Origin of the sequence: Amycolatopsis sp. NPDC101161 (assembly GCF_044768185.1) — a bacterium.
Taxonomy (GTDB): Bacteria; Actinomycetota; Actinomycetes; order Mycobacteriales; family Pseudonocardiaceae; genus Amycolatopsis.
Window position 1 is genome coordinate 1,816,589 of record NZ_JBIWPI010000001.1, and the last position, 23,985, is coordinate 1,840,573.

23 protein-coding genes are annotated in these 23,985 nt (G+C 72.8%); 12 read left to right on the forward strand and 11 right to left on the reverse strand.

Features of this window, described 5'->3' with window-relative positions; all coding sequences use genetic code 11:
- Nucleotides 1–10 precede the first annotated feature (10 nt).
- Nucleotides 11–814, reverse strand: coding sequence for an SDR family NAD(P)-dependent oxidoreductase (locus tag ACIRSS_RS08920; RefSeq protein ID WP_400892372.1), 804 nt, complete (start codon nucleotides 812–814; stop codon nucleotides 11–13).
- A 117-nt stretch (nucleotides 815–931) separates the two neighbouring features.
- Between ACIRSS_RS08920 and ACIRSS_RS08925 the strand changes: the two genes are divergently transcribed.
- The gene (locus ACIRSS_RS08925; protein WP_400892374.1) at nucleotides 932–1,528 is read left to right on the forward strand and encodes a TetR/AcrR family transcriptional regulator; all 597 of its coding nucleotides are present in this window, start codon (nucleotides 932–934) and stop codon (nucleotides 1,526–1,528) included.
- Nucleotide 1,529: 1 nt separating this feature from the next.
- On the opposite strand, the gene ACIRSS_RS08930 is transcribed toward ACIRSS_RS08925, so the two are convergent.
- Nucleotides 1,530–2,108 carry a TetR/AcrR family transcriptional regulator gene (locus tag ACIRSS_RS08930; protein WP_400892377.1) on the reverse strand — a complete coding sequence of 193 codons (579 nt, stop codon included), beginning with the start codon at nucleotides 2,106–2,108 and terminating at the stop codon, nucleotides 1,530–1,532.
- Between the two features lie 87 nt (nucleotides 2,109–2,195).
- On the opposite strand from ACIRSS_RS08930, the gene ACIRSS_RS08935 reads away from it, so the two are divergent.
- The 3 genes from ACIRSS_RS08935 (at nucleotide 2,196) to ACIRSS_RS08945 (ending at nucleotide 4,614) form a co-directional block, all read left to right on the forward strand.
- Nucleotides 2,196–3,764 (forward strand): MDR family MFS transporter, encoded by a 1,569-nt coding sequence (locus ACIRSS_RS08935; RefSeq protein WP_400892380.1) that lies wholly within the window; start codon nucleotides 2,196–2,198, stop codon nucleotides 3,762–3,764.
- Between the two features lie 11 nt (nucleotides 3,765–3,775).
- Nucleotides 3,776–4,255: a universal stress protein gene (locus tag ACIRSS_RS08940; protein ID WP_400892383.1), complete on the forward strand. Its 480-nt coding sequence runs from the start codon at nucleotides 3,776–3,778 to the stop codon at nucleotides 4,253–4,255.
- 122 nt (nucleotides 4,256–4,377) lie between these two features.
- Nucleotides 4,378–4,614 (forward strand): hypothetical protein, encoded by a 237-nt coding sequence (locus tag ACIRSS_RS08945; RefSeq protein WP_400892385.1) that lies wholly within the window; start codon nucleotides 4,378–4,380, stop codon nucleotides 4,612–4,614.
- Here the strand turns inward: ACIRSS_RS08945 and ACIRSS_RS08950 are convergent.
- From ACIRSS_RS08950 to ACIRSS_RS08960, 3 genes are all read right to left on the reverse strand, one after another.
- Nucleotides 4,602–5,390: an SDR family NAD(P)-dependent oxidoreductase gene (locus ACIRSS_RS08950; protein WP_400892388.1), complete on the reverse strand. Its 789-nt coding sequence runs from the start codon at nucleotides 5,388–5,390 to the stop codon at nucleotides 4,602–4,604. The two genes, ACIRSS_RS08945 and ACIRSS_RS08950, sit on opposite strands and share 13 nt — an antisense overlap.
- On the reverse strand, nucleotides 5,387–6,241 hold the full coding sequence (locus ACIRSS_RS08955) for a helix-turn-helix transcriptional regulator (protein WP_400892390.1): 855 nt from the start codon (nucleotides 6,239–6,241) through the stop codon (nucleotides 5,387–5,389). Before ACIRSS_RS08955 ends, ACIRSS_RS08950 begins: the two co-directional genes overlap by 4 nt.
- Before the next feature lie 88 nt (nucleotides 6,242–6,329).
- On the reverse strand, nucleotides 6,330–6,806 hold the full coding sequence (locus tag ACIRSS_RS08960) for a MarR family winged helix-turn-helix transcriptional regulator (protein ID WP_400892393.1): 477 nt from the start codon (nucleotides 6,804–6,806) through the stop codon (nucleotides 6,330–6,332).
- A gap of 83 nt (nucleotides 6,807–6,889) precedes the next feature.
- On the opposite strand from ACIRSS_RS08960, the gene ACIRSS_RS08965 reads away from it, so the two are divergent.
- The 5 genes from ACIRSS_RS08965 (at nucleotide 6,890) to ACIRSS_RS08985 (ending at nucleotide 12,481) form a co-directional block, all read left to right on the forward strand.
- The gene (locus ACIRSS_RS08965; RefSeq protein ID WP_400892395.1) at nucleotides 6,890–7,771 is read left to right on the forward strand and encodes a helix-turn-helix domain-containing protein; all 882 of its coding nucleotides are present in this window, start codon (nucleotides 6,890–6,892) and stop codon (nucleotides 7,769–7,771) included.
- A gap of 64 nt (nucleotides 7,772–7,835) precedes the next feature.
- The gene (locus ACIRSS_RS08970) at nucleotides 7,836–8,309 is read left to right on the forward strand and encodes a (2Fe-2S)-binding protein (RefSeq protein ID WP_400892397.1); all 474 of its coding nucleotides are present in this window, start codon (nucleotides 7,836–7,838) and stop codon (nucleotides 8,307–8,309) included.
- Nucleotides 8,309–9,307: an FAD binding domain-containing protein gene (locus ACIRSS_RS08975; RefSeq protein ID WP_400892400.1), complete on the forward strand. Its 999-nt coding sequence runs from the start codon at nucleotides 8,309–8,311 to the stop codon at nucleotides 9,305–9,307. Before ACIRSS_RS08970 ends, ACIRSS_RS08975 begins: the two co-directional genes overlap by 1 nt.
- A complete protein-coding gene (locus ACIRSS_RS08980; RefSeq protein ID WP_400892402.1) occupies nucleotides 9,304–11,475 on the forward strand; it encodes a xanthine dehydrogenase family protein molybdopterin-binding subunit in 2,172 nt (723 codons plus the stop codon). The genes ACIRSS_RS08975 and ACIRSS_RS08980 overlap by 4 nt, the downstream gene beginning before the upstream one ends.
- Nucleotides 11,462–12,481 carry a hypothetical protein gene (locus tag ACIRSS_RS08985; protein WP_400892404.1) on the forward strand — a complete coding sequence of 340 codons (1,020 nt, stop codon included), beginning with the start codon at nucleotides 11,462–11,464 and terminating at the stop codon, nucleotides 12,479–12,481. The genes ACIRSS_RS08980 and ACIRSS_RS08985 overlap by 14 nt, the downstream gene beginning before the upstream one ends.
- Before the next feature lie 110 nt (nucleotides 12,482–12,591).
- On the opposite strand, the gene ACIRSS_RS08990 is transcribed toward ACIRSS_RS08985, so the two are convergent.
- The 3 genes from ACIRSS_RS08990 to ACIRSS_RS09000 form a co-directional block, all read right to left on the reverse strand.
- On the reverse strand, nucleotides 12,592–12,930 hold the full coding sequence (locus tag ACIRSS_RS08990; RefSeq protein ID WP_400892407.1) for a hypothetical protein: 339 nt from the start codon (nucleotides 12,928–12,930) through the stop codon (nucleotides 12,592–12,594).
- A 118-nt stretch (nucleotides 12,931–13,048) separates the two neighbouring features.
- A complete protein-coding gene (locus ACIRSS_RS08995) occupies nucleotides 13,049–16,180 on the reverse strand; it encodes a family 43 glycosylhydrolase (protein WP_400892409.1) in 3,132 nt (1,043 codons plus the stop codon).
- Nucleotides 16,181–16,304: 124 nt separating this feature from the next.
- Entirely contained in the window at nucleotides 16,305–17,183 is an 879-nt protein-coding gene (locus ACIRSS_RS09000) for a TIGR03620 family F420-dependent LLM class oxidoreductase (protein ID WP_400892412.1), read from the reverse strand.
- Nucleotides 17,184–17,298: 115 nt separating this feature from the next.
- On the opposite strand from ACIRSS_RS09000, the gene ACIRSS_RS09005 reads away from it, so the two are divergent.
- Nucleotides 17,299–18,177: a LysR family transcriptional regulator gene (locus ACIRSS_RS09005; RefSeq protein ID WP_400892415.1), complete on the forward strand. Its 879-nt coding sequence runs from the start codon at nucleotides 17,299–17,301 to the stop codon at nucleotides 18,175–18,177.
- A gap of 405 nt (nucleotides 18,178–18,582) precedes the next feature.
- On the opposite strand, the gene ACIRSS_RS09010 is transcribed toward ACIRSS_RS09005, so the two are convergent.
- Nucleotides 18,583–19,143 (reverse strand): TetR family transcriptional regulator, encoded by a 561-nt coding sequence (locus tag ACIRSS_RS09010; protein ID WP_400892417.1) that lies wholly within the window; start codon nucleotides 19,141–19,143, stop codon nucleotides 18,583–18,585.
- A gap of 103 nt (nucleotides 19,144–19,246) precedes the next feature.
- On the opposite strand from ACIRSS_RS09010, the gene ACIRSS_RS09015 reads away from it, so the two are divergent.
- Nucleotides 19,247–20,809, forward strand: coding sequence for a GMC oxidoreductase (locus tag ACIRSS_RS09015; protein ID WP_400892419.1), 1,563 nt, complete (start codon nucleotides 19,247–19,249; stop codon nucleotides 20,807–20,809).
- Between the two features lie 15 nt (nucleotides 20,810–20,824).
- Nucleotides 20,825–21,988 carry a lipase family protein gene (locus tag ACIRSS_RS09020; RefSeq protein ID WP_400892421.1) on the forward strand — a complete coding sequence of 388 codons (1,164 nt, stop codon included), beginning with the start codon at nucleotides 20,825–20,827 and terminating at the stop codon, nucleotides 21,986–21,988.
- Here the strand turns inward: ACIRSS_RS09020 and ACIRSS_RS09025 are convergent.
- A complete protein-coding gene (locus ACIRSS_RS09025) occupies nucleotides 21,940–22,872 on the reverse strand; it encodes a hypothetical protein (RefSeq protein ID WP_400892423.1) in 933 nt (310 codons plus the stop codon). The two genes, ACIRSS_RS09020 and ACIRSS_RS09025, sit on opposite strands and share 49 nt — an antisense overlap.
- Nucleotides 22,873–22,885: 13 nt before the next feature.
- Nucleotides 22,886–23,917, reverse strand: a complete 1,032-nt coding sequence (locus ACIRSS_RS09030; protein ID WP_400892425.1) for an alcohol dehydrogenase catalytic domain-containing protein — start codon at nucleotides 23,915–23,917, stop codon at nucleotides 22,886–22,888.
- Nucleotides 23,918–23,985: the final 68 nt, after the last annotated feature.

Sequence of the window (23,985 nt, forward strand, 5' to 3'; positions counted from 1 at the left end):
GGGGAAGACCTCAGCCGGGTGCCTGCCGGCTGAGGTCTTCCCACTTCGCGTACTGCTCCGCGCGCGTCCGGGCCAGTTCCTGGAGCATGTCGAACGACGCGCTGCCGACGACGAGCCGGCGCGGCGGTTCGGCCAGCGCCGCCACGCGCAGCACGACCGGCGCGGCCGTCTCCGGTGCCGGGCCGGCGTCGTCCCCCCACATCTCCTCGAGCTCCTTGCGCAGCTCGCGGTAGGCGGGGTCCGGGGTGGTGGTCGTCGTTCCGCTCGTGAAGAGCCCGGTCGCGTAGCCGCCCATCTGCAGGTTCGTCACGCGCACGCCGAAGCGCTCCACCTCCATGGCCAGTGCCTCGGTCAACGCGTCGAGCGCCGCCTTGCCGGCGCCGTAGAACCCGACCGACGCCATCCCGCCGCCGCTGCCCATCGACGTCACCTGCAGCAGCCGGCCGCCGCCCCTCAAGTGGGGCAGCACGGCTTGGGCGACCCAGAGCGCGCCGAAGAAGTTGACGTCGAAGTGCGCCCGGACCTGTTCTTCGGTGGCCTCTTCGACCATGCCGTAGAGCAGCACCCCGGCGTTGTTGACGACGACGTCGAGACCGCCGAAAACGGCCGCTGCCCGCTCCACCGCGGAGAAAACGGCGTCGCGGTCGGTCACGTCCAGGGGAATGTGCACCAGCCGGTCGTCGGTGAGCGTGCCTTTCGTCCGGGAGGCGGTGACCACGCGGTGCCCGGCGTCGAGTGCGGCTTCGGCGATGGCGCGACCCAACCCGCGTGACGCTCCGGTGATGAACCAGACCTGACCGTCGGTGGCCGTCATGGCTGCCCCCCTCCCTTCACGAGACGAATCGTCTCGTCTCGTGGCGTCGAGTCTGCACGGCACCAGGGAGGGTGTCAAGACGGAACGGTTCGTCTCGTCGTGCGCTAGGCTCCCGCCGTGGCCCCCAAGAAGCCCGACGCCGCCCGGCGCAGCGAACGGTCCCGGCAGGCGATCCTCGCGGCCACCCGCGAGCTGATCGTCGAGCTCGGCTACGCCAAGGTGTCGATCGACGCCATCGCCGCGCGGGCCGGCGTCGGCAAGCAGACGATCTACCGGTGGTGGCCGAACAAGGGCGCGGTCGTGTTCGACTCGGTCCTCGAGCTGAGCGCGGACCCGTCCGGCGCGGTCGTCGCGCTGCCCGACACCGGCGACCTGGAAGCCGATCTGCGCGTGGTCATGCGCGCGACCGTCGCCGAGTTCGCCGACCCGGCGTTCGAAGCGCCGATCCGCGCGCTCAACACGGAAATCGCGAACGACCCGGACCTGGCCGCGCTCTACCGCGAGCGGCTCGCCGCCCCCGTCGACGAGGCTAAGAAGGACCGGCTGCGCAGTGCCCAGCGGGCGGGGCAGCTCGCCGCCGACGCCGACCTCGACCTGGTGCTCGAAGTGCTCTACGCGCCGCTGTACCAGCGGTGGCTGCTGCGGACCGGCCCGCTGACCGAGGGGTACGCGGACGCGCTGGTCGCGACGGCGTTGAAGGCGTTCCGCCCGTAGCTCAGCTGAACTCGACACGCCCCAGCAGGCCGTCGAGGACATCCGGCAGCGGCTGGTCCGCCGCGCCCTCGAGCCACAGCACGCTCGCCGTGCGCACGGCCGCCAGGAACGTCGCCGTCATCAGGCGCGCCAAGGCTTCGTCGAGGCCGTGGCCGCGCGCCAGCAGCACCGCGGCCAGGTCGCGCTCCAGCGTGATCTGGTCCCCCGCCTGCTGCGCGAGCAGCGACGGGTGGCGCCGCAGCAGGCGCAGCTGGGCCACCCATTCGCGGTCGGGGACCGCACGCCCGTGGTACAGCTCGCGGCTGGCCGTCCGCAGCGCCTGCCACGGCGGTTCGTCCGCCGGCCGGTGCTCCACCAGGGACACGAGCACGCCGGTCCGTTCCCGGTCGGCGTGCAGGATCGCGTCTTCCTTGTTCGTGAAGTAGTTCGAGAACGTCCGGCGGGACACGCCCACCGCGTCCGCGATGTCCTCGACCGTCACGCCGTCCAGCCCGCGCTCCATCGCCAGGCGCAGCGCGGCCTCGTGCAACGACTGCCGCGTCGCCGCCTTCTTGCGGGTGCGGAGGTCGAGGGTGTCCATGCGCACAGCGTAACCTCCGGAATAAGTTGCCCATTGTGCAAGTTTGCCCAATGGGCAATGATGGTCCGGAACGTGCGAAGGGATGCCATGAAGTCCGATAGAACCGACTCGTCCGGGTCGATGCGGCACCGCGAGGTGCTGGAGTCGCTGTCCGGGCTGCTGCTCGCGCTGTTCGTGGCCATGATCAGCTCGACCGTCGTCTCGACCTCGCTGCCGCTGATCATCGGCTCGCTGAACGGCACGCAGACGCAGTACACCTGGGTCGTCACGGCGACGCTGCTGGCCGCCACCGCCACCACCCCGATCTGGGGCAAGCTCGCCGACCTGTTCAACAAGAAGACGCTCGTGCAGGTCGCGATCGTGATCTTCGTGGCCGGCTCGATGATCAGCGGCTTCAGCCAGGACACCGGGCAGCTGATCGCCGCGCGGGCGTTCCAGGGCATCGGCGTCGGCGGGCTGCAGGCGCTGGTCCAGGTCGTGATCGCGGCGATCATCCCGCCGCGGGAGCGCGGCCGGTACAACGGCTACCTCGGCGCCGTCATGGCCGTCGCGACCGTCGGCGGCCCGCTGCTGGGCGGCCTGATCGTGGACGTGCCGTGGCTGGGTTGGCGCTGGTGCTTCTTCGTCGGCGTGCCGATCGCGGTCCTGGCGTTCATCGTGCTGCAGCGCACCCTGAAGCTGGAGACCGTGCGCCGCGAGAACGTCCAGGTCGACTACTTCGGCGCCGGCCTCATCGCCGCCGGCGTGAGCGTCCTGCTGATCTGGGTGTCGTTCGTCGGCAACTCGTTCGACTGGGTCTCCTGGCAGAGCGGTGTCATGGTCGCGGCCGGGCTCGTGCTGCTCGCGGCCGCCGTGGTGGTGGAGAAGAAGGTCCGCGAACCGGTGGTGCCGCTGCACATCGTCGTCCAGCGGACGCCGGCCCTCGCCATCCTCGCGAGCCTCGCGGTCGGCATGGCGATGTTCGGCGGCGCGGTGTTCCTCGGCCAGTACTTCCAGATCGGCCGCGGGTACACGCCCACCGAGGCCGGGCTGCTGACCATGCCGCTGATGGCCGGCGTCCTCGTGTCCTCGACGGTGTCCGGGCGGCTGATCAGCCGGACCGGGAAGATCAAGCCCTACATCGTGTCCGGCACGATCATCCTGGTGCTCGGCTTCCTCGGGCTCGGCACGGTCGACCACGCCACGCCGCTGTGGATCATCGGGATCGCGATGGCGGTCGTCGGCATCGGCGTCGGCATGACGATGCAGAACCTCGTGCTGGCCGTGCAGAACGACGTCCCGCTGCGCGACCTCGGCGCGGCGAGCGCGTCGGTGACGTTCTTCCGGTCGCTCGGCGGCACCATCGGCGTCTCGGTGCTCGGCGCGGTGCTGGCGAACCGCGTGTCCGCCGACCTGGCGGCGGCGCTGCACGTGCCGGCCGGCCAGGCGTCGACCGGCGGGGTCAGCGCGCTGAACCTCAAGGCGTTGCCGCCGCAGGTGCAGGCGGTGGTGCACACCGTGTACGGCGACGCGACGGCGCACATCTTCCTGATCTCCGCGGCGGTGGCCGTCGTCGGGGTGATCGCGGCGCTGCTGCTCAAGCCGATCACGTTGCGCACGACCATCGACGTCGCCGAGAAGGCGGACGAACCGGCGTCCGGCGCGGTAGTGGGCTAGGGGAGACGGCGATGGGCGGCCCCGGTGCGTTCGAGTCCACTGTGGAGCGCTTCGGCCCGCGTCGGGCCACCCCGGCGCGGGCCATCCTGGCCGGCGTCGACGGCACGGACACGGCGATGCGGGCGGCGGCCTTCGCGTTCGGCCTGGCCCGCCGCCAGGGGAGCAGGCTCGTGGTCGTCTTCGTGGCGTGCCCGGCCCCGCTGGCCCCGCTGCGGCCGGCGGTCGCGATGGTCCTGGAGCACGACACGGCCACGCACCTGTTCGCCGAGCTGCGCGACCAGATGCGGTCGGCGGCCGAGGAACTGCGGATCGCGGTGACGCTGGTGAAGACGTACGGCGACCCGTACACGGCGCTGCGCGACACGGCCGACCGCTGCCAGGCCGACACGGTGGTGGTCGGCGCGTCCCAGAAGGCGGGCCACCGCTTCGCCGGCTCGGTCGCGACGAAGCTCATCCGGGCGGGTCACTGGCCGGTGCTGGTCGTCCCTTGAGGGATGAAGAACCGTTCGAGTGACGGGAAATCCGCGATCCGGCGCCAGCCTCGGCGGATGAAGCCGGCCCGCCGCCAGGTACCACGAGGATCTCGAGGTACTCGCTCCACCGCAATCTGCTGGTGAAGCTGCACGACTCGACGCGCCGCCCACTTGTCGGTGAAGCCACCGCGTTGCCGAGGCAGACCGGACGCGACGGCCGGATGGCCAGTGTGCGCTCGCCGCGGCCGTGGGAGTCCCTCGGCTGCGGCAAGGGCGCCACCGCGCGCGTGAGCTGGCCGGCGAACACGTTGTCGGTCCTCGAAATCCGGGTCAAGAGCTACAACGTCGGGCTCGCCGAGGTCACCTACGAGATCTGACCGTCCCGGTAGCGGGTGGCGAGTTCCGTGCTCTGGCCCCCGAAAGCAGCCAGTTCGGCGTCGAACACCGACGCCAGCAAGCCCGTGTCCTCGACCCCGGGAGCGCACACGACCTCGCCCAGCTCCAGGCCGCGCAGCGACGCCGTGACGACGTCGGCCGCGCTCATCCGCGGGATCGCGCTGAGGTCCATGCCTTGGCGCTCGTGGAACTCCGTCGCGACCACGCCCGGGCACACCACCTGGACCCGGACGCCCGTGCCTTCGAGTTCGGCGCTCAGGGTCTGCGAGAACGTGACCAAGTGGGCGAGCGAACCCGCGTAGACCGCGCGCCGGGGCATCTGCGCGTGCGGTGCCGGGCCGCTGAACGCGATCATGCCGGCCACGTTGACGATCGCGCCCCGGCCGCGTTCCTGCATGCCCGCCACGGCCGCGCGGGCCAGCAAGGTGGGCGCGAGGACCTTGACCTTGACCAGTTCGCGCGCCTGGGCGGCGGGCAGGTCGGCCAGCGGCATGTAGTGCGCGACGCCGGCGTTGTTGACCAGCAGGTCGAGGGGTTCGGCGGCGGCGATCTCCGCGACGGCGTCGATGCCGTCGTCGGTCGACAGGTCGGCGGCGACCGTGCGGACCTTGACGCCGGTGTGGGCGGCGGCGAACTCGTCCAGCCGGTCCTGCCGCCGGCCGACGACCACCAGGTCGTAACCGTCGGCGGCGAGGCGGTCGGCGAACGCCTGCCCGATCCCGGAGGTGGCGCCGGTGACGAGGGCGAGCTTGCTCATGCGTGGTGTTCCTGTTCTGTCGTGGTGCGGGTGGCGGGCGGAAGCGCCGCGGAGGCCAGCAGGGCCAGCTTGTCCGCGGCGTCCGTGCCGGGGTCGGGGTGGTAGACGGCGAGCACGAGCCCCGGGGCCTCGCTGACGAGCAGCTTCTCCCGGTTCAGCACCAGCTCGCCGACCTGCGGGTGGTCGAAGCGCACGGTCGCGCCCCGCCGGTTCGCGACGTCGTGGCGTGCCCACAGCTCCCGGAACCGGGGGCTGGCCAGGGAAAGCTCGCCCACGAGCTCGATGAACCGCGGGTCCTGCGTCTCGGTCCCGACCGACTGGCGGAAGCCGGCGACCAGGTCCCGCGTCGCGTGCTCCCAGTCCGGGAAGAGCGCCTGCTCGGCGGGGTCGAGGAAGACGTCGCGCAGCCGGTTGGCGCCCGCGACGAGGCGCGGCGAGATCGCCCCGGCGAGCGGGTTCGCGGCCAGCACGTCGAAGTAGCGGCCCTCGACGAACGCCGGCAGCGACAGGGCCGCCAGGAACTTGACGATGCTCGGCGGCACGCTTTCCTTGCGCCGCCGGCGTGGCCGCCGGGGTTTCGCTTCGGTGAGGCTGATCAGGTACGCGGTGGTGTCGTCGTCGAGCTGCAGCACGCGCGCCAGGGACTCCAGGACCGCCCGGGACGGGTTGCGGTCGCGTCCCTGCTCCAGGCGCAGGTAGTAGTCGGCGCTGATGCCGGCCAGCATCGCGACCTCTTCCCGGCGCAGGCCGGGAACCCGCCGGACGCCGGTGACCGGAAGGCCCGCCTGAGCGGGGGTGAGCAGTTCGCGGCGGGCGCGGAGGTGATCGCCCAGCAGGTTCGGCTCGGTCATGCTTTCGACTGTAGGTCGAGCCGCGGGCCCGCGCCTGGCCCTGTCACCCCCAGGAACGCGGGGGCCGACTCACGACAGCGAACCCACTTCAGCCGATCGAGTCGCCGCCTTGCCCGTCCGCCTGCATGCGCCGGTTCGCTTCGCCCAACCCGTCGGCCAACGCCGTCAACTGCTCCGCGGTCAGCGCGTCCACCAGCAGCGAACGCACCAACCCCACATACCCCCGCGCAGCCGACTCCACCCGGGCCGCGCCGGAGTCCGTCAGCACCGCCCACACCGCGCGGACGTCGCTCTCGCACGTCCGGCGGCTCACCAGCCCCGCCTGCTCCAGCTGCCCGACCTGATACGTCAACCCGCTCTTCGAATTCCCCACCGCGCAAGCCAGCGAAGCCATCCGCAACTCCCGCCCGGGAGCCGCCGCCAGCCGGGACAGGATCTCGTACTGCAGATGGGACACCCCCGCGTCGCGCTTGAGCTGGTGGTCCATTCGCTGGTGCAGCAACGCGTACGTCGTGCGCAAGGCCGTCCATGCCCGGTTCTCTTCCGCGCTCAGCCCGCGACCCATGTCCCGGAGCCTACCGAACGTTCGAATTCGAACCACCGGGTCGACGCCTGTTACTGTCGGAAGTCCAGAGCCCATGGAGCCGCGTGTCCGAAGCCGTGACGTTCGATCCGGGAGCCGCTGCCCGGGTGCGGTTGTGCAGCCGCCGGGACAACGGCTGGTCCAGCGTGCTCGTGCGGCTGCTGGACAACGCCGAGGTCGCCGAACTCGACCTGCCGCCCGTTGACGACCAGATCGTCGTCCTCGTCGGGCAGGGGAGCACCACCATCGAATCGCGGCACGGTGCCCGGTGGCGGCGGGCCGGCTACGGGCCCGGGTCGATCGGGCTCACCGCTCCCGGGCATCCGACGCGGATCCGCTGGCGCGGCGCCGAGCGGACGCAGACCACGCACGTGCACCTGCCCGCGACCCTCGTCGACCGCACCGCCCTCGACCTCTGGGGGCGGGACGCCGGCCGGCTGGGCCGGCCGGACACCCTCGCCGTCGAGGATCCCGTGCTGGCTTCGGTGATCGGGGCCCTGCGGTCGGCCGCTCTCGCCGGGGCCGATGAGCTGTACGCCGAGTCGGCCGCCGCCTTCCTCGCCGTCCACCTGCTCACCCGGCACGCCGAAGCGCCGCCGCCGCGGGAGTTCGGGCGGGACGAGCTGCGGACCCGGCGGGCCGTTCAGTTCATCCGGGACAACCACCACCTGCCGCTCTCGCTGGCGGACATGGCCGCCGCCGCGGAGCTGAGCGCCTTTCACTTCCTGCGCGTCTTCAAGACCGCCACCGGCCAGACCCCGTACCGGTTCCTGACCCGCGTCCGGGTCGAACGGGCCTGCCGGCACCTCGAGCGGGGCGAGCTCTCCGTCACCGAGATCGCGCAGGCGTGCGGGTTCGCGACGCCGTCCCGGTTCGCTTCGGCGTTCCGGGCCCAAATCGGGCAGTCGCCCTCCGCGTATCGGGCCGCCGTGCGGTACCAGCAATAAATGGCGGCTCCGGCAGCAATCACGGGAAAGCGCCGGGCGCCCGACGCGGGTTAGCGTCGCCGGCGTGTCCACTCCGGAAATCATCGTCAACGGCGAGGCTGTGCGGCTCGAGCTGGATCCCCGCGAGTCGCTGCTCGACGTCCTGCGCGAACGGCTCGGCCTGACCGGCACCAAAAAAGGCTGCGACCAGGGCCACTGCGGTGCCTGCACCGTGCACCTCGGCGGCCGCCGCGTGGTCTCCTGCCTCACGCCGGCCGTGCAGGCCGCCGGCCAGGACGTCACCACCATCGAAGGCGTCGCCGGCCCCGGCGGGGCGCTGCACCCGCTGCAGCAGGCCTTCGTCGACCACGACGCCCTCCAGTGCGGCTACTGCACGCCCGGCCAGATCATGTCCGGGCTCGCCTGCATCGCCGAGGGCCACACCACCGACGACGACGAGATCCGCGAATACCTCAGCGGCAACCTGTGCCGCTGCGGTGCCTACGTCGGCATCGTCGCCGCCGTCCGGCAGGCCGCCGATGCCACCGAGGAAGCCTGATGCGCCCCTTCGCCTACGTCGCGCCCGGCAATCTCGCCGAGGCCGTCGACGCCCTCCGCGACGCCGTCCCCGGCACCAAGGTCCTCGCCGGCGGCACGACCCTCTACGACCTCATGAAGCTCGGCATCGAGACCCCGCCCGCCGTCGTCGACGTGCACCGGCTGCCCGAGCTGACGACCATCGAGACCGGCGGTGACGAGCTGTCCTTCGGCGCCGGAGCCCGGATGGCCGACGTCGCCGACCACCCGGCCGTGCGCGCCGGCTACCCGGCCCTGGCCGAGTCGCTGTGGCGGGCCGCGTCCCAGCAGCTGCGCAACATGGCCACCGTCGGCGGGAACCTGTTGCAGCGCACCCGGTGCGGCTACTTCCGCGGCGGCCCGGAGTTCCCGTGCAACAAGCGTGAACCCGGCAGCGGCTGCGCGGCGCGGGGCGGCCACGACCGCACCCACGCGCTGCTCGGCACCAGTGACGCGTGCATCGCCACCTACCCCGGCGACTGGGCCGTCGCGCTGCTCGCCTTCGACGCGGTCGTCGACGTCGCCGGCCCGCGTGGCGAGCGCACGGTCGCCCTCAAAGACCTGCACGTCGAACCGGGCGACGACCCGGCGCGCGAGCACACCCTCGACGCCGACGAGCTGATCCTGCGGATCCGCGTCCCGGCGACGCCCGCCGGCCGCGGCTCCACCTACCTGAAGATCCGCGACCGCGAGTCCTACGCCTTCGCGCTCGCCTCCGCCGCGGTCGCCCTCACCGTCGAAGACGGCGTGATCGGCGACTGCCGGATCGCGCTCGGCGGCGTCGCCACCCGGCCGTGGCGAGCCGAAGACGCCGAACGCGCCCTGCGGGGCGCGTCGCTGACCGCCGAAGCCGCCCGGCACGCCGGAGAGCTCGCCTTCGCCGGCGCGCGGCCCGGCACCCACAACGGATTCCGCGTCGAATTGGGCATCCGCACGGTCGCCGACGCCGTGCGCACGGCCGGGGAGAGGGCCGCCCGATGACCGACACACGCCGCGTGGACGCCTACGAGAAGGTCACCGGCCAAGCCGCCTACGGCACCGACCGCGTCCCGGACGGCCTCGCCCACGCCACGCTCGCCCTCGCGAAGATCGGCCGCGGCCGGGTGTCGCATGTGGACACCACGGCGGCGGAGGCCGTGCCGGGCGTCCTGCTCGTCGTGACCCGCTTCGACGCCGAAGAGCTGGGCGGGCCCGGGTTCATCATGGGCGGCGGGTTCTCCTTCCAGAGCCTGCAACCGCTGCTGGACGACCACATCGCCTACCGCGGCCAGCCGATCGCCCTCGTCGTCGCCGAGACGCTGGTCGCCGCGACCGAGGCCGCCGAGCTCGTCACCGCCGAGTACGAGCCCGAGCCCTTCGCCGTCCACCTCGACGCCGAGGGCGCGACCACGCTGGTCCAGGAAGAGGCGATCCCGCTGCCGTTCCTCGCCGACATCAAGGTCGGCGACGCGGACGCGGCGGTCGACGCGAGCCCGGTCCGCGTCGAGCGCACCTACGAGCACGCCGCGCAGCACGCGGTGCCGATGGAGTTGAACGGAGCCGTCGTCGAATGGCGGGGCGACACGCTCGTCGTGCACGAGGGCACCCAGAACGCCGCCGCCGTCCGGGCCGGGCTCGCCCAGCAGCTCGGCCTCGACGCGGCGAACATCGAAGTGCGGTCGCCGTACGTCGGCGGCGGCTTCGGCCAGAAGAACTCGCTGCAGCCGCACCTCGGGCCGCTCGCCCTGGTGGCGCGGCGGCTCGGGCGGCCGGTCAAGCTCGTGCTGGCCCGCACCCAGACGTTCCACAACGGCAGCTTCCGGCCCGCGACCCGGCACCGCGTGCGCCTCGGCGCGGACGCCTCCGGCAAGATCCTCGGCGCCGTCCACGAGGTCGACCAGCAGACGTCGCGGCACGACCTGTTCCCGGCGATGCACACCGAAGTCACCTCGCGGCTCTATGGCTTCCCGACCTTCCGCGGCCGGCACCGGCTCGTGCGGACCGACGTGCAGACGCCCGGCTACATGCGGGCGCCGTTCGAAAGCTCGGCGATGTTCGCGTTCGAGTCGGCGGTCGACGAGCTGGCGTACGCGACTGGCCAGGACCCGGTCGCGCTGCGGCTGGCCAACGACACGATGACCGACCCGGTGACCGGACGGCCGTTCTCCACCCGGTTCCTCGCCGAGTGCCTCCGCCACGGCGCCGAGCGGTTCGGCTGGGCGGACCGGAACCCGGAACCCGGCTCGATGCGCGCCGGCGACGGGTCGCTCGTCGGCTGGGGTGTCGCCGCCGGCAACTACCCGGGCAACGTCGCGCCCGCGGTCGCGCACCTCACCGCGCACGCCGGCGGCCGCGTGACGGTCGGCGTCGACGGCCACGAGATGGGCCAGGGCATCCGCTCGGCGATCGCGCTGCTCGTGGCCGGGGACCTCGGTATCCCGGTGGGTGACGTCGAAGTCCGCGTCGGCGACACCCGCTTCGCGCCGCAGCACCTCACGGCGGGTTCGTGGGGGACGGCGACCGCGCTGCCCGCCGTGCACGCCGGGCTGCGGGAGCTGCGCAAGCACCTGAACGCCGCGGACACCGGCGAGGTCGACGTCACCGCCGCCGTCGAACGGGCGGGCCACCCGATCGAGGTCGAAGCGGCCACGGTCGGGCCCGGGCAGGGCCCGGAGATGGTCGACCAGTCGAGGTCCGGGCACCTCGCCATCGCCGGCCCGGTCTACCCCGAGTTCAGCACGTTCAGCTGGATCGCCCACTTCGTCGAGGTCCACGTCGAGCCGACGACGTGCCGGATCCGCGTGCCGCGCGTGGTCAGCGTCGTCGACTGCGGGCGGGTGGCCAGCCCGGTCACCGCCGCGAGCCAGGTCCGCGGCGGCGTGGTGTGGGGCATCGGCGGGGCGCTGCGCGAGGAGAGCCTGGCCGACGACCGGTTCGGCGGCTTCCTCAACTCGACGCTCGAGGAGTACCCGGTCATGGTCAACGCCGACGTCCACCGCATCGACGTCGAGTTCGTCGACGAGCCCGACCTGCGGTTCAACCCGGTCGGGGTGAAGGGCCTCGGCGAGGTCGCGATGGTCGGGGTCGCGGCCGCCGTGGCCAACGCCGTGCACCACGCCACCGGCCGGCGGCACCACCGGCTGCCGATCCGCCTCGATGACGTCCTCTGACCAGCTTTCGGACGACCGCCCGGCGGTTTGCCGGCCCGACGCGCTGAGCCCGGAAGCCCTGGCCGACGCGCGCCGGGCCCAGCCCCGGCGGGGTCTGCTCGGCCTGGCGTTCGTCCTGCCCGTGGCGGCGCTGCTCGCGGCCGGTGCCGGCGGCCCGGTGCGCACCCTGGAGGTGCTCGGGCCGCCGGTCACGTTCGCGCTGCCGATCGTCGCGATGATCGCGTTCTGGTGGGAGGACTGGCCGGGCAGCCTCCTGCGCGGGGGCTGGCCCGGCCTCTCCGACACGGCGCTCGTCGCGGCCGGGGGAGCGGCGCTGACGCTGCTCGGCCGGGCCGTCACCGGGACGGCGTCCGTGCCGCTGGCGGCGGGCATCTTCACGCTGATGCTGCAAGTGACGCTGGTCGGCGAGGGCTGGCCGTTGCGCGGGCGGGGCGTGCGGTGGCCGGGCGTCGCCGCCATGGCCGCGTGCTGGGTCGCCGGGTGGGCGCTGTACCGGGGTCTCGTCGGGACCGGTCTGGTGCCGGGCGAGGACTACGGCGCGTGGTTCCCGGTGCTGGGCGCCTGGCAGATGCTCTGGTACGTGGCGTTGCGCGGCTGGCCGTTCGCCCGGATCCGGCGGCGCGCGGTCCGGCTGGCGACCGCGCACGCCGCGGTCGTCGCCTGCGCCTGGGTGGGCTACTTCGCGCTACCCCGGGAGTGGGCCGCGCCGGTCGCGGGCGCGGTCATCGCGTCGGTGCTCGTCGTGGCGATGCTGTTCGAGGCGTGGCCGGGGATCCGGCTGACCCCGGTGCCGGGCCGCGGCACGGTCCTGCTGCTGGTCGCGGGGCTGACGGCGGCCCTGGTGTGGCTCGTCCCGCTGGTGGCCCGCGGTGCCGGGGTACCGGACCGGCTGGTCGCCGCGTGGACGACGCACACGACGTTGAACGCGCTCAGCCTGGCGGTGATCCTGCACGTGGCGGTCTGGCGCCGCTGGCCGGTTTCCGCGCCCGTGACCTCAGTGCCGTGACTTTCAGTGCCGTGACGCGACGGTCGCCAGCTGCTCGGTGATCTGGGCGAGCAGCTCGGTCGCGGCCTGGTCCAGCGCGGCCAGGTCGGCCAAGGTCGTCTCTTCGGTCTTCACAGGTCTTCCTCGAAAGCTTCGTGACGGGCGATGACGGCTTCGGCGAACGCGGTGTGCACGCGGAGGTACTCGTCGCGGCCGACCGCCGTGTCCGCCCACTCGTGCCAGCGGATGTGCGCTTCGGCGACGTCGATCTGCGCGGCCGCCGCCACCGTGGCGGGGGCGGTGCCGGCGAGGATCGCGTGGTGCATGAGGGACGGCGAAGACCGCCGGGCGAGCTCGGCCAGCGCGGCGAGGCGGCCGAGTTCGGTGAGCGCGTCGGAGGCGACCGGACGGCGGCGCGGCGCCGGGAGCGGGCGCGAGCTTTCGAGGCCGTCGGTCAGGACGCTGGTCATCAAACGACTCCTGGGCGGAAGCGGCGAACAGACCTGAACGACGGACGTTTACCCCGCTCGAGACGGGGTAAACGCCGCCGTTGGTGATCTCCGTCTCACCGGTTCGAGTGACCCGGCCTCAGCCGGCGCGGACCCGGCCCCGGCACTGCGGGATCCGCTCCGGCCGCACGCTCTCGAGCGTCGGCTCGACCGGCGCGATCGTCCCGTCGGGCCGGAAGGTCAGCTTGTCGATCGTCGTCTCGCGGTGGGTGCCGTCGCCGCCCGGAATGCCGAACCGGTGGTACGCGAGGTACCAGTCGTCGGTGCCCGGGACCTGGAGCATCGAGCTGTGCCCGGTGCCGAGGACGCCCAGGTGCGCGTCCTTGCTCAGGATGAGCCCGTGGTTGGTGAACGGCCCCGTTGGGGAGGACGCCGTCGCGTAGCCGACGCGGTAGTCCTCGCTGCGGGTGTCGTCGATCGACCAGCTCAGGTAGTACGTCCCGTGCCGCTGCACCATGAACAGGCCTTCGCGGAAGCCGTCCAGGCCGGTGAGCCGGGTGATCTTCGCCGGGTCGAACGACACCATGTCGTCGTTCAGCGGCACCACGTAGGCGTTCCCGTTGCCCCAGTACAGGTACGGCTGCCCGCCGGCGTCGACGAACACCGCCGGGTCGATCGCCTGGCCACCGTCGGGGTTCGCCGCGATCAAGGGCTTCCCCGAGTCGACGAACGGGCCGGTCGGCGAGTCGCTCACCGCCACGCCGATCTTGGCCTCCGCGCAGAAGTAGAAGTAGTACTTCCCGTTGCGCTGCGCGATCGTCGGCGCCCAGGCGTTCTTGTCCGCCCAGGTGACGTCCGGCCCGAGGTCGAGGATGACGCCGTTGTTCGTCCAGTTGACCAGGTCCTTCGAGGACCACGCCGAGAACTTCGTGCCGCTCCAGCCGTCGAAGCCGTCCGTCGTCGGGTAGAGGTAGTACGTGTCGCCGAACGCGACGATGTTCGGGTCGGCGTTGTAGCCCGGCAGGACCGGGCTGCGCGTCTCGTGCGCCTCGACCGTCCACACGCGACGGTCACCGCCCGCACCGGTCACGGTGAACTGCCGCGGCCGGCTCAGGTCCACGGTCCGGGTGTCCGGCTTGATCGTGGCGCCCGGGGCCAGCCCGAACTCCGGCGACAGCTTCCGCAGGTCCGTTCCGGGCTTGACGGGCAGCACGACCGTCGACGCGCCGGAGTCGATGACGGCCGGTGTCTTCAGCGAAGCCAGTTCCACCGACCGGATCGTCGTGCTGTTCGACGGCAGGGCCGACACCTCGAGGCCGGACAACGCCCGGTCGTAGAGCCGGACGTCCTTCATCTTGCCCTTGAAGTACTTGTCGCCCGCGTACACCGACCGGCCGAGGTAGTTCGCGGCCGTGACGCCGCCGCCGAGGTCCGAGGGCTTGATCGTGGCGTTCGCGTTGCGGCCCACTTCGACGCCGTCGAGGTAGAGCACCGCCACGCCGTCGCCGACGGTCAGCGTCAGGTTCTTCCAGACGCCGCGCGGAAGGCCGCCGCTCGCCGGCACCTGCTGCTCGGTCGTCCAGTTGCCGGTCGCGATCGCGCCACGCAGGCCGCCGCTCGCGGTGCCGCCGGTGGTGAACAGGTAGCCGTCGCCCGTCCCGTCCTTCGCGGTGTTGCCCAGGCCCCAAAGGAAGTACGGCGTCTGCTGCGCCGGGTCGACCAGGACGTCGGCGGACACGGTCGCCGCGGCCGCGCCGGTCAGCAGGTTGTTCGGCAGCTGGACGTGCCCGTTCGCGCCGCCGAAGGCCAGCGAGCCGCCGGCCCACGAGACGTCGCCGGCGAGGGCGCCGTCGTAGCCGTGGCCGGTCGTGTCGGCCGCGACCTGCCCGGACTTCGCGTCCAACGGCCAGTGCGCGACAAGGCCGTTCGCATCGGCCTGGACGGGCGCCGGGGGAGCGCTCAGCCGGTCCATCTCCGCCTGCGTCACGGGGAGGACGGTGCCGTGTCGCGGCGACGCGGGCAGGTGCGCGCCGGCGGACATGGTCCACTGGCCGGAGTTCAGGTCGGTGGACTCGAACGGGACGTAGCCGCGGCCGCCGAACTCGTCGATGAACAGGTACCACTTGTTCTCGGTGTTGGACTTGAAGCCGGTGGGCCCTTCACCCGCGGAGAGGCCCGGGCTGGTCGCGGTCGCCTTGCCGATGCAGTCGGCGACGAAGCCGTAGTGCGGGTCGAGCAGGTCGGTGGACTTCTCCTCGGTGATGAACTTGCTGCACGGCGTCGACGAGGTGTTGTTGCGCTCGTCCTTGGTGAAGCGGTAGTAGGTGTCCTGGTTCTTGATGACCGTCGAGTCGATCACCGAGTAGCCCGGGTCGTTCCACACCTGCGGCGCGCTGAAGGTGACGAAGTCGCGTGTGGTCGCGTACATCATCCGGTTGTAGCTGTCCCCGGTGTGGTTCGGGTCGTTCTCGGCGTAGAGCTTCGAAGCCCAGTAGACGACGTAGGTGCCGCGCTGGGCGTCCCAGAACGCTTCCGGGGCCCAGGTGTTGCCGGCGGTCGGCGGGGACACCTGGACGCTGCGCTGGCGCGACCAGTGCGCCAGGTCGGTGGACTCCCAGACCATGATCGACCGGCTGCCGGTGCGCTGGGCGGCGTCCCAGCCGCGGCCGGCGTAGATCCGCAGGTCGGTGGCGAGCAGGTAGAACTTGTCGCCGTCGGGGGAGCGCAGGATGAACGGGTCGCGCACGCCCAGCTCGCCGAGGCTCGACTTGAGCACCGGGCGGCCGTGGTTGAGCTCCGTCCAGTTCAGCGGGTCGTTGCCCTTGCTGAGCGCCGAGTAGATCTGCTCGCCGTCGGAGGTGCCTTCGCCGGTGAAGTAGAAGAAGCTGTAGCCCGCCAAGGGTTCCTGCTTCGGCTTCGGGACGACGGTGGCGGTGAACCGCCGTGTCGTGCTTTCGCGGCCGAGGCTCACCTTCGCGGTGAGGACGACGTTCGCGGGCGGGGCGCCGGTCGGTGGCCGGGTGACCTCCCCGGTCGGGGTGATGACGGCGGGCGCGGACGACGTCCAGGCGACGCTCGTCCCGGCCGCGCCGCTCGTCGGCAGGGTGAGGTTGCCGCGGACGTCGTCGATGCCGGGCACGGCGAGGGCGCTCGCGGCTTCCCGGACTTCGCCGGACGGGGGCGCGGCGCCGCCACCGGCGGTGCCCAGCGGGACGAGTGCGGCCGCGACGGCCAGCACGACGCCGAAACGGCGCGGGGAGAACAACTTCATCGTTGTCGGTTCCTTCGGGGCGCGTCGGGACCAGGTGATGTTAACGTTAACATCAGGCAGGGCACGCTGACCTTAAAGTCCGTCGTGTCCGCTGGTCAAGAGGCCGTCCGTGGACCGGCGCCGGTCAGCCGAGGTCCGCGAAGGCAGGCGCGAGCCGTTCCAGGACCGCGATGTCGGCGCCGAAGTCGTCGGCCGACGGCGGCATGAGCAGGACGTGGTCGGCGCCCGCGGCGAGGTGTTCGCGGACCTTGGCTGCGATGGCGTCCGGACCGCCGTGGGCCACGACCGCGTCGGCGATGCCTTCCACGTCGTCCAGCGCGAAGTCCAAGCGGCGCAACGCATTGCTGAACGTCGGCAGGTTCAGCGTCTGCGTCACGCGCTCGACCGCCGCGGCCCGGGCCCGGGCGATCTCCGCGTCGGGAACGACCGCGAGCCCGACGACGAGGAGCTTGTCCGGGCCGACGGCCGCGCGGGCCTCGGCGGTGAACGCGGGCGGCAGGTTGGCGGGCAGCGCGCCGTCGGCGATCTCCGCCGCGAGGGCGAGCATTTTCGGCCCGTTCGCACCGAGGATGCGCGGGTAGGCGGCCGCCGGCGCCGGGGGCCAGGTCTCCGCGTCCATCCGGGCGACGTAGTCGCGCATCGTCGCCAGGGGACGGCCGAAGTCCCGGCCGGTGCCCGCGGCTTGCTCCGGGTAGCCGACACCCACGCCGAGCACCAGCCGGTCCGGGTGGGCGTCGGCGAGGAAGGCCGCCGCGGCGTGCAGCGTCTGCGGCTCCCGGGACCAGATGTTGGCGATGCCGGTGCCGAACGTCAGCCGTTCGGTCGCGGCCAGCAGCACCGCCAGCTGCACGAGGGCGTCCTTCCCGCCGACGACCTCGTTCGTCCACACGGCCCGGTAGCCCGCGCGCTCGAGCCGCCGCGCGGCGTCGCGCTGGCTGTCGGCGGGCGGGGTGCGGGTGAACGAGATCGGCAGGTAGACGCCGACGGGGCCCAGGTTCGCCATGGAAGTCCTTCCGGAGGGGGTGCTTCCACCGTGGCGGCGCAGCGCGTGCGGCGTCCAATGACTGTTTCGGAAAACGTGATGCGACCCGCGCATCACCGCAGGTTAAGTTGGAGTCATGAGCGACCTGGACCTCCGCCTGGTGCGCAGCTTCGCCGTCGTCGCCGAGCACCGGCACTTCGGCCGCGCGGCCGCCGAGCTGCACCTGACGCAGTCGTCCCTGAGCCGGCAGATCGTCCGGCTCGAGCGGCAGGTGGGGGCGCGCCTGCTGGACCGGACACCCCAGGGAACACGGCTCACCGAGGCGGGCGAGGCGTTCCTGCCGCTCGCCGCGGACGTGCTGAGGGCGGCGGCGGACGCGGCGGCCCGCGCGCGAGCCGTCGCGCGTCCCAGCCGGATCACCGTCGGCTACACCGGGAACCTGATCGTCACGGCCGCCGTGCGCGAGCTGCGCCGCCACCACCCCGGTGCCGAGGTCCGCACGCAGCACCTCGCCTGGGACGACGCCCGGGCCGCGTTGCTGGAGCACCGCGTCGACGTCGCCGTGGTCCGCCTTCCGTTGCGGGCGGCGCAGCTGCACGTGACCGTGCTCTACGACGAACCCCGCGTGCTCCTGCTCCCGAGCGACCACCGCCTGGCGGGCAAGGAATCCGTGACGCTCGACGACATCGCCGACGAACCACTGCCGCGCGCCCTCGACCCGGAGTGGGACGCGTTCTGGCGCATCGACCCGCGTCCGGACGGCCGTCCCGCACCCGGCGGGCCGTTCGTCGACGCGGTCGAGGACAAGATCGAGCTCGTGGCGAGCGGGCAGGCGGTGGCGATCATCCCGGCGCAGCCGGGCCCCGTGACCGGCTACCGGGCGGACCTGACGACGGTGCCGCTGGAGGGCGTCGAGCCGGGCCAGGTGGCGGTGGCCACGCGCGCGGGCGAGCGCAACCGGCTCGTGGCGGCGTTCCGGAAGTACGCGGAAGCGTTGCTGACGCCCCCGGGATGAGTGATGCCGCGGCACCTCGACCGGGCACCGCGGCATCCATTGTGGACAGTCGGGTCAGCGGGGCGTGGCGGACGTCCCGGCCGGCGTTCGCGAGGCCTGCTGCGCCCGCTTCCGCTGGATGGCTTCCTGTTCGCGCTGCAGTTTGGCGTGCCAGGCTCCTGAGTCGTTGGTCATGGTGCACTCCGGTGGGCGAAAAATGTGCGTGGCTGTGCCGTGCCGCGGGCGGACCCGGTCACGGGCGGAGGGGCGGCCCGGCGAAGGAGGACCTGGGATCCGAGGTGCCGTGCCGTGTCCCCGAAGTACCCAGGCTTCCCGGCGGTCAACCACGATTTTGTGGTCCGACCTGCGGATCTTCGCTGCGCGACCGGGGTTCACACGTTCGGCGCAAGGAGTGCTCCGGGTGGCCTAGGCGTGGTCCGCGCCCGGCTCACGCGCGGCGGCCAGGCCGTCGAGGAACACGCGCACCAGGCGCTCGGCCGGTTCCGCCGACACCAGCGCCGCCTCGTGCATCTCGAACAGCAGCGCCAGATCCGCCGGTTCCAGGTCCGCGCGAATGCTGCCCGCGCGTTGCGCCTCCTCGAAAGCGGGGCGCAGCAACGAAACCAGCGCGTGCGCGTACTGGCGCTGGCTGCGTTCCGGGAGTTCGCGGAACAGCCGGACGAGCGGGCGCCGCCGGGCCTGCATGGCCAGCACCGTCCGCAGCAGCTCGCGGAACGGCTCCGGCCCGCGCGCCCGGTTCTTCAGCGCCGCCAGGTGGTGGGCCGCGACGGCGAGCGCCAGTGCCGTGCGGTCGGGGAAGTGCCGGTAGACCGTCGCGCGGCCGAGCCCGGCGCGGCGGGCGACCTCGTCCAGGGCCACGTCGGCGTCTTCGCTGAACGCCTCGTCGGCGGCGCGGAGGATCGCCTCGCGGTTGCGGCGGGCGTCGATGCGCCGGGGCCCGGCCGCGGACGGTCGCACAGCGCGCATGGCCGTGGATGCTACTCGCGAGTAGTGAGACCGGCAATCCGTTCCATCTCTCGTTTCGGGTTCCTAAGGTCACCGAAAGTCACCGTCGCCGAAGGAGCCGCCCATGCGCAGCTTGAACCGCCGTACCGTCCTGCGGGGCGCGGCCGCCGTCGCGGGTGTCGCCGCGCTCGGGGCGGCCCGGGTGCCGGTCACCCGGGAAGAGCACCGGGTCGTCGTCATCGGGTCCGGGTTCGGCGGCGGGGTCACGGCCCTGCGGCTCGCGCAGGCCGGCGTGCCGGTGCTGGTGCTCGAACGCGGCCGCCGCTGGCCGACCGGGCCGGACGCCGAGACGTTCCCGCACCCGACGTCGGCGCCCGACAAGCGGATCTTCTGGCTCGGGTCCGCCCCGGCGCTGCCGGGCCTGCCCTCGCTGCCGCCGTTCGAGCGCTACACCGGACTGCTCGAACAGGTCAGCGGCCAGGGGATGAGCATGATGTGCGCGGCGGGCGTCGGCGGCGGATCGCTGGTGTACCAGGGCATGACGCTGCAGCCGACGGCCGAGCTGTTCCACGCCTGCTTCCCCGAACAGCTCGACTACGCGCGGCTGGACGCCGAGTACTACCCGCGCGTCGCGCGCATGCTGGGCATCGCGACCGCGCCGGACGCCCTCATCGAGAGCAAGTCGTACAAGGCGTCGCGCGTCTTCGCCCGCAACGCGCGCAACGCCGGCTACGCGGTCGAGAAGATCCCGATGCCGATCGACTGGGACTACGCCCTGCGCGAGCTGAACGGCGAGATGAAACCGTCCTACACCAACGGCGACTGCGCGCTCGGCGTCAACAACGGCGGCAAGCATTCCGTCGACGTCACCTACCTCGCCGCCGCCGAAGCGACCGGCCGCTGCACGGTGGCGACCCTCCACAACGTCACCGACGTCGCGCTCGCGCCGGACGGCCGCTGGGAGATCCGCGTCGACCGCATCGACACCGCCGGGACCGTGCTCGAGCAGAAGGTCCTCACCGCGAACGCGCTCGTCATGGCGGCCGGCACGGCGAACACGACCCGGCTGCTGATGCGCGCGGGCGCCAAGGGCGACATCCCCGACCTGCCCGACGCGCTCGGCGCCGGCTGGGGCACCAACGGCGACCGCATCTACACCTGGACCGACCTCGCCGACGACTTCGGCACGCCCCAAGGCGGCCCGGTCGTCTACGGCAGCAAGGAATGGGCCGACCCCGCGACGGCCAACACCGTCATCCAGGCGTCGCTGCCACCGCTGCCGGACCTGCGGACCACGATGCTCGTCGGGTACGGGATCAGCGCGGGCCGCGGCCGGTTCGTCTACGACGCCGCGAAGGACGACGCCGTCCTGCACTGGCCGTCGGACGCGGACGCGAAGCTCAGCGCGCGCATCCACGAACGCATCTCCCGCATCGCCGGCTCGCTCGGCGTGCTGCTCGACACGACCGCCGTCGCGCCCAGCACGTGGCACCCGCTCGGCGGCGCCACGATGGGCTCGGTCTGCGACCTCGATGGCCGCGTGCTCGGCCACCGCGGCCTCTACGTGCTCGACGGCGCCCTGATGCCCGGCACGACCGCCGCCTGCAACCCGTCCATGACCATCGCCGCGCTCGCCGAGCGCGCGCTGGACCACCTGATCGCCGAAGACGTCGATCGCGTCTTCTGAAGCCCTGGAGACCTCATGCGTCGCTTGTGGACGGTCCTGCTGGCCGTCGTCCTGGTGCTCACCACGGCGGGACCGGCGGCCGCGGATCCGCCGCACGGCCCGGACGGCGACGCGTTCTACACGCCACCGAGCCCGCTGCCGCCCGGCGCCGACGGCGACGTCGTCTGGTGGCGGCCGCTGCCGGACTCCGGTGCGGCCAAGGGTTATCTCGTGCTGTACCGGTCGAGGTCCGCGACGGACACGCCGATCGCGGTGTCGGGCCGGGTCCTGGTGCCGACGGCGCCGTGGACCGGGGCCGGCCCGCGCCCGATCGTCTCGGTGGCCAGCGGCACCCGCGGCATCGGCGACCGCTGTGCGCCCTCGAAGTTCCAGCCGGACTACGAGAAACCGCTGTTCGTCGACGCGATGCTGAGCCGCGGCTGGGCCGTCGCGATCACCGACTACGAGGGGCTCGGCACCCCGGGCCGGCACACCTACGTCGTCGGCCGGTCGGAGGGGCACACGGTGATCGACGCGGTCCGCGCGGCCACCCGGCTGCCGGCCGCGGGGCTGGCGGCGGGCGGGCCGGTCGCGTTCTCCGGCTATTCCCAGGGCGGCGGGGGAGCGGCGTGGGCGGGCGAGCTGGCGCCGTCGTACGCGCCGGAACTGCACGTCGCCGGTATCACGGCCGGCGGGACGCCCGCGGACCTGAACGTCGTGGCGAAGAACCTCGACGGCGGTGTCGGGTTCGGCTTCCTGCTGCTGTCGGCGCTGGGCCTGGACGCGGCGTACCCGGAGCTGGACCTGCCGGGCTACCTCAACGACCGCGGCCGCACGCTGTACGAGACGCAGCAGGACGCGTGCGTCGACGCGGTGTTCGGCTACGCCTTCGGGCACATCGCCGACTACACGACGTCGAACCCGCTGACGACGGCGAAGTGGCAGGCGCGGCTGGCGGAGAACGAGCTGGGTGCCCGGCCGCCGCACGCGCCGGTCTTCCTGTTCCACGGCAGCCTCGACGAGATCATCCCGCTGTCGCAGGCGCAGACCCTGCGGCGCGAGTACTGCGCGGCCGGGGTGGCCGTCACGTGGGGCACCTACGTCGGCGAGCACGTGACGACGCTGGCGTTCTCCGCCGGTGACGTCGTGAACTACCTCGGCGACCGGTTCGCGGGCAAACCCGCCCGCTCCAACTGCTGAGCGATTTCGTCGCGGGGGTAAGGCGTCTGGCGGCTTTCGGTGTGGAGCGCGAAGTAGAAACCGTTGACGACCTCGGCCAGTGCGGCGTAGGCGCGGAGGTCGCTGTCGTCGAGGTCGTGCCGGACGGCCCAGTTCAGCAAGCGGGTCAGCACGTAGGCCCGGTCGTGCGCGGAGTGGTCGGCGAGGAACTCCGCTTCGGCCGCCGAAAGCGCGAAGCCGGGCATCACGGCGAGGCCGAAGTCGGTGAGGTAGAGCCGGTTCCCGTCGGTGAGGACGTTCGCGAAGTGGGCGTCGAAGTGCTGAACGCCCTGGGCCGCCAGGAACTCCGTGACGCGGCGGAGGTCCCGGTGGGCCAGGGCCAACCCGCCGGGGTTGCCGGTGAGCCAGTGCGCGAGGTCCTGCGGCAGGTGTTCGAGGAACAGCACGAGGTCGGTGGTCGACGCGGCGAGCGCTTCCAGCCGCCGCCGCACGCCCGCGTCGCCGTGCCAGAACGCGACGTCCCGCTCGATGTCCGTGCTGGGGCGCGGCAGACCGGGCAGGACCCGCCAGTGGTGCAGGAGCGGGAAGTGCTCGCACGCACCGGTGCGGACCCAGTCGGTCGCCGCCAGGTGCGCTTGCAGCTCACGCCAGGCTCCGCCGCCCGCGGAACCGACCCCGTAGTGCGACCACGGCGGCAGCCCGTAGAGATCGGCCGTGCTACGCGGGTTCGCCAGTTCGACGTCGGTCAGCGCGACCCGCTTGACGAACACCGGCTCGCCCGCCACTTCCAGCAGCCAGGTCGACCCGCCGATCCCGGTGCCGAGCGGACGGGCGGCGGCCAGCAGGTCGTCGGGCGCCTCGGCGAGGGCCGCGGCGATCTTGTCGTGGCGGGCGAGTCGGGTCATCCTTCGAAGCTACTCAAGGGCGGACCACCGTGAGGGCGAAGCGCGTCCGGCCGCTCGCCGCGTGGTCCAGGGCGCCGGTGATGTCGTCGAGGCCGAACTCGGTGATGGCGAACTGGTCCAAGTCGAGCAACCCGGACCGGGCGAGCGCGATCAGGCTCGCGTTCGCCGTCCGCGGGGCCAGCCACTGGCCGCGCAGGGTGATGTTGTTGCGCATGAGCCACGGGTAGGGCAGGGCGAGGTCGTCGCCGCCGAGCATGCCGACGCCGCCCATCAGGACCACCCGGCCGGCCTCGCGGACGGTCATCGCCGCCACGCGCACGGCCGCCGTGCCCGCCGACGGCGGCAGCAGGTCGAGGACGACGTCGATCGGGCCGGGTGCCGCGTCGCGCAGGCGGGCGGTGTCGTCGTCGCCGGTGAGCCGGACCGTCCGGACGCGCGCGCCGAAGCGCCGCTCCAGGTCGTCGAGAGCCGCTTCGTTCCGGCCCGGCGCGACCACGCACGCGGCGCCCATCGCGAGGGCGACGGCGACGGCCGCGCTCCCGAAGTTCCCGGTGGCGCCGCTGACGAGCACGGTCTCGCCGGGCCGCAGATCCGCCGCGAGCAGGCCGCCGTAGGGCACGAGGCAGAGGGTGAGCGCGGCCCACCGGCCCGCGTCGGCGGGGTCGATCGGTCCGAGCGGAATCGCGTTCTCGGTCGGCACGAGCACCTGCTCGGCGTAGGCGCCGTGGCCGAAGTGCCGCTGCAGGAACAGACCGCCTTCGCCGCGGGCGCTGAGGCCCTGGAGCGTGATGTCCGGGGTGAGCGCGTCGTCGCGGGAGCGGATGGTGGGGTCGCACAGCACCCAGTCGCCGGGCTTCAGCCGGGTCGCGTCCGGGCCGGTCGCGCGTACCCGGCCGACCGCGCCGGCGCCGGGCACGACCGGCAGCGTCAGCGGGTAGTTCCGCTCGCCGCGGAACACCTCCGCCGCGTAGGGCAGCACGCCCGCCGCGACGACGTCGACCAGCACTTCGCCCGTGCCGACGACCGGTTCGGGGACGTCGCGCACCGAGAGTGGTTTACCGAATTCTTCGAGGACAGCAGCTTTCACCCCGCCATCGTCGGGAAGATCGGGAG

Excerpts from the sequence above, each read along its gene's own strand:
- ACIRSS_RS08940 (WP_400892383.1), top strand. The coding sequence starts at position 3,776 with ATGGGCGGCCCCGGTGCGTTCGAGTCCACTGTGGAGCGCTTCGGCCCG.
- ACIRSS_RS09010 (WP_400892417.1), bottom strand. The coding sequence starts at position 19,143 with ATGCGCGCTGTGCGACCGTCCGCGGCCGGGCCCCGGCGCATCGACGCC.
- ACIRSS_RS08935 (WP_400892380.1), top strand. The coding sequence starts at position 2,196 with ATGAAGTCCGATAGAACCGACTCGTCCGGGTCGATGCGGCACCGCGAG.
- ACIRSS_RS08980 (WP_400892402.1), top strand. The coding sequence starts at position 9,304 with ATGACCGACACACGCCGCGTGGACGCCTACGAGAAGGTCACCGGCCAA.
- ACIRSS_RS08920 (WP_400892372.1), bottom strand. The coding sequence starts at position 814 with ATGACGGCCACCGACGGTCAGGTCTGGTTCATCACCGGAGCGTCACGC.
- ACIRSS_RS08990 (WP_400892407.1), bottom strand. The coding sequence starts at position 12,930 with ATGACCAGCGTCCTGACCGACGGCCTCGAAAGCTCGCGCCCGCTCCCG.
- ACIRSS_RS08985 (WP_400892404.1), top strand. The coding sequence starts at position 11,462 with ATGACGTCCTCTGACCAGCTTTCGGACGACCGCCCGGCGGTTTGCCGG.
- ACIRSS_RS09015 (WP_400892419.1), top strand. The coding sequence starts at position 19,247 with ATGCGCAGCTTGAACCGCCGTACCGTCCTGCGGGGCGCGGCCGCCGTC.
- ACIRSS_RS08930 (WP_400892377.1), bottom strand. The coding sequence starts at position 2,108 with ATGGACACCCTCGACCTCCGCACCCGCAAGAAGGCGGCGACGCGGCAG.
- ACIRSS_RS09020 (WP_400892421.1), top strand. The coding sequence starts at position 20,825 with ATGCGTCGCTTGTGGACGGTCCTGCTGGCCGTCGTCCTGGTGCTCACC.
- ACIRSS_RS09005 (WP_400892415.1), top strand. The coding sequence starts at position 17,299 with ATGAGCGACCTGGACCTCCGCCTGGTGCGCAGCTTCGCCGTCGTCGCC.
- ACIRSS_RS08955 (WP_400892390.1), bottom strand. The coding sequence starts at position 6,241 with ATGACCGAGCCGAACCTGCTGGGCGATCACCTCCGCGCCCGCCGCGAA.
- ACIRSS_RS08995 (WP_400892409.1), bottom strand. The coding sequence starts at position 16,180 with ATGAAGTTGTTCTCCCCGCGCCGTTTCGGCGTCGTGCTGGCCGTCGCG.
- ACIRSS_RS09000 (WP_400892412.1), bottom strand. The coding sequence starts at position 17,183 with ATGGCGAACCTGGGCCCCGTCGGCGTCTACCTGCCGATCTCGTTCACC.
- ACIRSS_RS09025 (WP_400892423.1), bottom strand. The coding sequence starts at position 22,872 with ATGACCCGACTCGCCCGCCACGACAAGATCGCCGCGGCCCTCGCCGAG.
- ACIRSS_RS08960 (WP_400892393.1), bottom strand. The coding sequence starts at position 6,806 with ATGGGTCGCGGGCTGAGCGCGGAAGAGAACCGGGCATGGACGGCCTTG.
- ACIRSS_RS08950 (WP_400892388.1), bottom strand. The coding sequence starts at position 5,390 with ATGAGCAAGCTCGCCCTCGTCACCGGCGCCACCTCCGGGATCGGGCAG.
- ACIRSS_RS08975 (WP_400892400.1), top strand. The coding sequence starts at position 8,309 with ATGCGCCCCTTCGCCTACGTCGCGCCCGGCAATCTCGCCGAGGCCGTC.